The following is a 6,783-nucleotide window of genomic DNA, read 5'->3' on the forward strand; positions in this document are numbered from 1 at the left end:
TCAGTGTCAAAAGCACTTCATCGGAATCTGACCTCCGGCTTCTGACCTCTGACATCCGTTCACATACTGGTTGTTTTGTTCAGTTTTCAAAGAGCAATTTTTCTTATGTCGTTTTTAGCGACAAGATATAGTCTATCAGGGTTATTCAAAAAAGTCAATAGGTTTTTTAAAAATAATTTTTATAAAGACTAAAGACTCCATAATGAACGACCTGACAACAAGAAATAATATAGCATATATTTTACTTTATTTCAACAAATTACGAGAAAAATTTATAAGATCTTTCTTAATCACCCCACAAAGGTGTCAAGTCTTTTTTTTAATCGACTACGGATTATAAAATAAAACGGACAATAGCATACTTCACTATTGCCTCAACCAATCTTGTTTATCAAGTTTTAAAGAAACCAAGATTCCCACTTCAATATTCAAGGCCTGTCTCTGAAATCCCATTGGTTTAACTAACATCTGCATGAGGCAGGTAAAACTGCCTCCTCACCCTCCAAAGAAAATGAGTTAGTACCACTTAGCTGAATTAACCATCCTATACGTTCTCAAGAAACTGTGAACAATGTGTTATATATTTCAGACATGCGGCACTAGCTGTCGATACAGTTATTCCTAATTCATTAAAGAAGAAAAATTTCACGTATTTCCTTTAAGAGGATGTTCAAAAAAGCCAACCAAATGATAAGCAGCGACCCCGGACGATTACTTGTTTCTCCGCTCCTTCGCGAATATTAGCTCTTTTCCTGCGTACGATGTGAACTCGGGGAAGCTTTCCTTTTCCTTTGTGCTCACGTATCCAGGAGACCCCCCACATAAATCTTCAGTAGTCAACAGCAGACCGCTGCTTGGCGAATATTCCCACTTACCCAGTGTACGATACATACTCGGGGGAGTTTCCCTTTGTACTCTAACTAAGCTGTCTTAACCTTCTTAGAACGTACAAGAGGTGTTAATGTCGAGGTTAACTATTAGCGTGGTGTCCTTAGTCGGCCTGCTAATTTTGCGGCTTTTGAACGTCACTTTATTCATTCTTTGTTCGCTTCGGCATGTACTTTAGGCATTCCTGTTCACTTGCTACACGCCGGAACAATTGAAAAAGGATTCGGTACCGTTCCCGCATTGCCCGCTTCACTAAATGATCAATCCGATGATCCTCCAAATCCATTAATAACTCTTCCAATTCCCGTTTCAGTAAATATTCCACTTCTTTTTGTTCTATATCATTAATTAATAATCCTAACATTGCTTCCACCTCAAACCTTCATCTGCTAATCTGTTAACTAACTCGTTTTAGTATTGCCTATTTGTATTTCATCGCTTTTAAGTAAACGTACAGTACCACATTCATTCGTAAACAATATCGAATTTTGTCGGTTGTTCTGCTTTTATTTTATGTACATGATTGGTCTCTCCCTAATCGACTACACCTTCTTTTTCACTGCCTTTTATGCTCTAGCATGTCCCGTTAGCTGTGTTTTATCCATCCAATAGCTTGTTCTATATTGGTCCATCCCATTCATAAACTTAGAATAAAGAAATTTTAGGAGGATGGAGATGGAGCACTTTTACACATTACGATTAAATAAAGGTAAACGTTGGATGGTCGTTATCTTACTTGCCTTGTTTACCGCATTAATTTTGTGGTTTGAACGCGACGGTGCATTTTCTGTTTTTTCCGCTGAAGAAGAGCCTACAGCTTTAACGAAAGGTAATAAGGACGAGGCTAATATTGCATTAACCTTTAATATTAGCTGGGGGGAAGAAAAGGTATTTGATATTTTGAAGCGCCTGAAACAAGAAAATGTACAAGCAACCTTCTTTGTAAGTGGTGAATGGGCGGAGCGGCATCCGGAAATAGTCAAAAAAATTACAGATGGTGAACATGAACTTGGCATGCTTGGATACCGTTATAAGAGCTATTTGGAGCAGGAAACGGACCAAGTAAAAAAGGACTTGCTGCATGCGAAAGAGGTGTTTGGCAAGCTCGGTTACAAAGATATCAACCTTGTCCGGCCACCAAGCGGACAGTTCAACGAAGAAATCATCACATTAGCAGAGAACCTCGGCCTTCACGTGATTCATTGGAATGTAAACCCAAATGACTGGAAAAACCCTGGAACAGACGCCATTACAGATTTCGTGATGAAAGAAACATCAAACGGCGACATTATTTTAATGCACGCATCCGATTCCATTAAGCAAACAAACGAAGCATTAAAGACTATTCTACCCGGGTTGAAAAATAAAGGATTCCAATTCGTTACCATTTCCGAGCTCATTAATCAAGCCCATGCAAAGTCTGAACTGGTCGAATGATTCATTCGCCTGGAATAAAAAACGAAGGCCTGCCATTTCCCGCATCGGCCTTCGTTTTTTATGTCCTTGCAATCACATCCAATAGTTATGCTTTTTTAGTACCCTTATTTTTGCTTACTGCGGAGGAACCTTTTTTGCGTTGTGCAGGTTTTGCTGCTTGTCCTGGATCTGGCTTATTAATCCGATGCAGAATAAGCAACTGGTACGTGTTACAAACTAATAATGGCACAATCATTAACCACGCATACTCCGTTCCACTTGTCCTGAGACCTGGTACCCATTCGACTGTTGTCATGACTACCATGAGAAACAATGCCGGAATAAATGCCCGCTGGTTCGTTTCTCTCGCCTTTATTTTTGCAATAATCCAGCCATATATAAGTATTCCTGCGGCTATCAACATAGATACAAGAAGTGACCCCTCGCCATCTGATGCACTATATGGAAAATAGACCAAATCAAAAATAACAAATGCAATTAACAACACCTGGACTGTTGGCCAAAATGACCGGAATATCCCCAATCCAAACCGGTTAATAAACAAATAGGCAAAAAAGCCGGTTTGACTGACAAGACTAAACACAAAGCCAAGGCCGATAAAAAAGACTAGCACACCTAACAAATCATAGAAATCAAACGGGTTTAACCATTTTGTATAGGAAGCTGTTTTTACAAAAAAGCTCGTAACAAGTCCTGCAGCACCACCAATTGCCAATGTTGTAAAAAACAGTCTTACCCATTTACGACTATTCAATCCAAAATCCTCCTGCCATTCGTGCTATGTATTTCAAGCATATTTTTCATGAAATTAACATTCAATGGTATTTTATCACGAACCAATGCTTTTTTCCTTCATAAGGTGCATATTTCTCTCTTTTCTTCCTCATATTAAATATATGTAAGGGAAGGAGGATTAAAAAAATGCTTCGGGCAATTTTTATTTCCTTTACTGGGCTAACATTCATGATGATGTCCGCATGTGGTAATCAAAACGCAACAGCTGACCAAGCCGATTATGATACAACGAAAAAGATGGTTGTTGATATATTACAGACCGAAGATGGAAAAAAGGCACTTACTGAAATAATGGCCGACGAAAAGATGAAGCAGCAGCTGATCATGCAGGATGATGCTGTGAAAAAGGCAGTAAATCAAGCACTTGTCTCTGAACAGGGAAAAGAGGTTTGGACGAAATTATTTCAGGATCCGGAATTTGTTCAAAGCTTTACAAAATCCATCGGCGAAGAACAAAAAAAGCTTGTTAAGGATTTAATGAACGATCCAGGTTTTCAAAAGCAACTTCTGGAACTTCTAAATAATCCGGAAGTATCTAAGCAAATGCTGGAAGTAATGAAAAGCCAGCAATTTCGTTCCCATTTAGAAGACACCATCAATGAAACCTTACAAACACCAACATTCCAAGCAAAAATGGCAGAAACCCTATTAAAAGCTGCTGAGGAGCAAGGGAAACAGAAACAAGGAGATAAATCAAAGGATAAAGGTGGTTCCGGGGGCGGAGAATCCTAAAGTAACAAAGAGTAAGCTAAATGAGTTTTACCATTTTAACGTAAAAGAGGTGACAGCAGCCACCTCTTATTTTAACCTTCTATTTTTGCAATAACTTTCGCAGCGATCTTATGATATTCTTTTCCAATTGGATGATCTTCCTGATATACAGATGGGGCGAAAACATCCTCTTCCTCATACGGTTGTTGCAGTGGCAGCTGACCAAGTACTTGTGTTTTCAGTACTTCTGCCAATTTTTTACCGCCGCCCCGGCCAAAGACATACTCTTTCTCACCTGTTTTCTCACTTTCAAAATAAGCCATATTTTCCACTACACCTAAAATTTCATGGTTTGTTTTCACGGCCATTTGTCCAGCCCGAGCCGCTACAAACGCAGCTGTTGGATGTGGAGTCGTAACAATGACTTCTTTACAGGTTGGGAGCAATTCATGAACATCCATTGCAATATCACCAGTACCTGGTGGCAGGTCAAGCAGTAAATAGTCAAGCTCGCCCCATTCCACTTCCTTGAAAAAGCTGTTTAACATTTTGCCGAGCATTGGGCCACGCCAAATGATTGGGGAGTTATCCTCAACAAAAAAGCCCATCGAAATGACTTTAACCCCCATCCGTTCAACAGGATAAATTTTTTCATTGCGTACAACCGGACGTGTTTCCACACCCATCATATCTGGTATACTGAACCCATAAATATCGGCGTCGATTATGCCAACCTTTTTCCCAAGGCGCATTAAAGCAATAGCAAGGTTAACCGTAACAGTTGACTTTCCTACGCCACCTTTACCACTGGAAACAGCGATAAATTTCGTATTCGTATTTCCGCCCATAAGTGATGCTTCTTGTTCTTTTTCCACGGCTGGCTGATACTTTTGAATAACTTCATCAGGTAATTTTTCAAAGCGCAATCCAACTGTTGTCGCGCCGTTTTTCTTTAAAATACCAACAATTTGCTGCTGTAGTTGCATTTGTTCAGCAGTATTTGTTTTGCCGATCGCAACTTTAACACTGACATGTTTTTTATCTTCCTTTATCGTAACCTCTTTTACACCAGCTGTTTCTTCCAGTGTTTTATGTAAAAAAGGATCCTTAACTGGGTTAAGTAATTGAATAACTTCATCCTTTGAAAGCACGTAAATCACCATCCCTTTTCTAGCATCGACAGGATTTGCAAGCGCCTGCACAAATCCATCATCCACAGCTAGTATAACATAAATCAGGTAAAATCTAAGTGATTTGAATCATGGACTGGTGAATTAGTAAGGACATTCATTAACCTTCGTCCAGCCTCTTCCTCATTTCCCTTACTTTCATCACACTTAAGCCTGCTATATCAGCAATAAGGTCGTCTGCTAATCGTTTTTTCAACATTTGCATTACCATTTGTTCTTTTCCCCGTTGAATCCCTATTTCCATTCCTTCCTCTCTTCCTTCCTCTCTTCCTTCTTCTCTATAGGAATTAGGCAATTCCAGTATGCGATCCGCTTCTTCTTCAGGCAGTTTTTCAATTTCCTTTCGCATTTTTTCTTCTTCCTCTCTGCTTAATTTCAGATATGTTTCAAAAAAGCCATAAATGAGTTCCATTTTTGCTGGATTTAGCTCCATCCGGCTTAACATACGCAGAAATTCCATTTTTATCTGGACACGTTCATGTTCTTGATAACCCATTTTACTAAGAAGTGCTGCTGCCACGGGATTGTCACTTCTGATATATTCTCGCCAATTTAGTTTTATCAAATGAAGTTGTAAGTATTGGAATTGAAGTACAATCAATGTAGGAAAATGCATGTTAAATTCGGTTGATACTTCTTTGGAATTATTATAACTGAAAACGCCAATGGGGAGAATGGGTTTACGATGTTTTTCATAGAGGCGAGAACAATAGATAAACATTCGTTCATGGAATTCTTCTTGATAATAGGATTGTGGCTCAATGTGAATGAGAACTATTTTATCCTCACCTTTTAAATTCACCTCAGCCAGGATATCAATTCTGCGTTTTTCACCTTTTACGATATCTGTGAATACTTCCTGTTCTAGAAATTTTACAGTCGAATAGTTAATGTACGCATGCTCTTTTGGAAAAAATACTTCCATGAATTCTTTGAAAAAAGCCTGAATTAATTCCTTGAACAAGCGATCATGATCAACGTAAGCGGCTTTTCTTTCGAGGACTATTGTGGATGCTTCCAACTGGGCACAACCTTTCTGAATTTTGGTATTTCATATAGTTCCATTTTACCAGTGATGTTGTTTAACGGCAATGGATATGGTTCAGTCGGATCCTGCATCTTAACACATCCTTATCGGACAAACCTCCCCATAATTGGTCTTTAACACTTTAGCAACTGAGAAGGAATGACCCGAAGCACAAACCAAGGATGTTGCTCAAACTAGGTGTGAACGAATAACTGTCAAATCCTCCTCCGCTTTTTTGAGATAGTCTGGTAACTCTTCAATCGTAAAGACAGAAATCGCCTGTAACATGTATTTCTCGGCCAAAACAAAATCACTCATTTTTTCATAAGTCTTTCCCAGCATGTGAAAAGTTCGACCCCTCATATAAAATAAATGATTATTTTTAAGATAGCTGATTAATTGATTGGCAAGGATTATAACCTGCTCATAATCTTTCAAATAAAAGAGTTGGGAAGCATAATTATAAACCACACGAACATATAGTGTTTGATCGTCAAGATCTGTAATATTTTTGATCTCCATATATGCTTTCTTAAAATAATGTAAGTAAAGATGAATTGTTAAGTAACTATACTATAATCAGATGTACGAAACATCAGTTAAATGTGATTGATAGGAATATTATTTTAGCATAGAAACTCATAAGCCCCTAAATGAACTTGGACACTAAGAGTGGAATGTATTATACTACTTAATGTGTTAGGGAGGCTTACAACATGAAACGCACAAGACATT

The 6,783-nt window shown here is 38.5% G+C and carries 7 protein-coding genes; 2 read left to right on the plus strand and 5 right to left on the minus strand.

Annotated features, from left to right (window positions below):
* Window positions 1–1,030: 1,030 nt before the first annotated feature.
* Window positions 1,031–1,252 carry a hypothetical protein gene (locus IEX12_RS22575; protein ID WP_088051975.1) on the minus strand — a complete coding sequence of 74 codons (222 nt, stop codon included), beginning with the start codon at window positions 1,250–1,252 and terminating at the stop codon, window positions 1,031–1,033.
* A gap of 311 nt (window positions 1,253–1,563) precedes the next feature.
* On the opposite strand from IEX12_RS22575, the gene pdaB reads away from it, so the two are divergent.
* The gene (gene pdaB / locus IEX12_RS22580; RefSeq protein WP_155555578.1) at window positions 1,564–2,325 is read left to right on the plus strand and encodes a polysaccharide deacetylase family sporulation protein PdaB; all 762 of its coding nucleotides are present in this window, start codon (window positions 1,564–1,566) and stop codon (window positions 2,323–2,325) included.
* Between the two features lie 85 nt (window positions 2,326–2,410).
* Here pdaB and IEX12_RS22585 read toward each other — a convergent pair whose 3' ends face one another.
* The gene (locus tag IEX12_RS22585; protein WP_188725943.1) at window positions 2,411–3,079 is read right to left on the minus strand and encodes a KinB-signaling pathway activation protein; all 669 of its coding nucleotides are present in this window, start codon (window positions 3,077–3,079) and stop codon (window positions 2,411–2,413) included.
* 167 nt (window positions 3,080–3,246) lie between these two features.
* Here IEX12_RS22585 and gerD point away from each other — a divergent pair, with 167 nt between their 5' ends.
* On the plus strand, window positions 3,247–3,852 hold the full coding sequence (gene gerD / locus IEX12_RS22590) for a spore germination lipoprotein GerD (RefSeq protein WP_088051972.1): 606 nt from the start codon (window positions 3,247–3,249) through the stop codon (window positions 3,850–3,852).
* Window positions 3,853–3,923: 71 nt separating this feature from the next.
* Here gerD and salA read toward each other — a convergent pair whose 3' ends face one another.
* The 3 genes from salA to IEX12_RS22605 all read right to left on the minus strand — a co-directional run bounded on the left by salA (window position 3,924) and on the right by IEX12_RS22605 (window position 6,570).
* Entirely contained in the window at window positions 3,924–4,994 is a 1,071-nt protein-coding gene (salA, locus tag IEX12_RS22595; RefSeq protein WP_250889888.1) for an iron-sulfur carrier protein/transcriptional regulator SalA, read from the minus strand.
* Between the two features lie 127 nt (window positions 4,995–5,121).
* Window positions 5,122–6,042 (minus strand): Rpn family recombination-promoting nuclease/putative transposase, encoded by a 921-nt coding sequence (locus tag IEX12_RS22600; RefSeq protein WP_230856241.1) that lies wholly within the window; start codon window positions 6,040–6,042, stop codon window positions 5,122–5,124.
* A gap of 195 nt (window positions 6,043–6,237) precedes the next feature.
* Window positions 6,238–6,570: a hypothetical protein gene (locus tag IEX12_RS22605; protein WP_188725944.1), complete on the minus strand. Its 333-nt coding sequence runs from the start codon at window positions 6,568–6,570 to the stop codon at window positions 6,238–6,240.
* Between the last annotated feature and the right edge of the window lie 213 nt (window positions 6,571–6,783).

The sequence above is a fragment of the Lentibacillus populi genome (assembly GCA_014642895.1).
Lineage (GTDB): Bacteria > Bacillota > Bacilli > Bacillales > Amphibacillaceae > Lentibacillus_C > Lentibacillus_C populi.

Coding starts and splice junctions, on each gene's coding strand:
- IEX12_RS22575 (WP_088051975.1), bottom strand. CDS start 1,252: ATGTTAGGATTATTAATTAATGATATAGAACAAAAAGAAGTGGAATAT.
- pdaB (WP_155555578.1), top strand. CDS start 1,564: ATGGAGCACTTTTACACATTACGATTAAATAAAGGTAAACGTTGGATG.
- gerD (WP_088051972.1), top strand. CDS start 3,247: ATGCTTCGGGCAATTTTTATTTCCTTTACTGGGCTAACATTCATGATG.
- salA (WP_250889888.1), bottom strand. CDS start 4,994: ATGGTGATTTACGTGCTTTCAAAGGATGAAGTTATTCAATTACTTAAC.
- IEX12_RS22605 (WP_188725944.1), bottom strand. CDS start 6,570: ATGGAGATCAAAAATATTACAGATCTTGACGATCAAACACTATATGTT.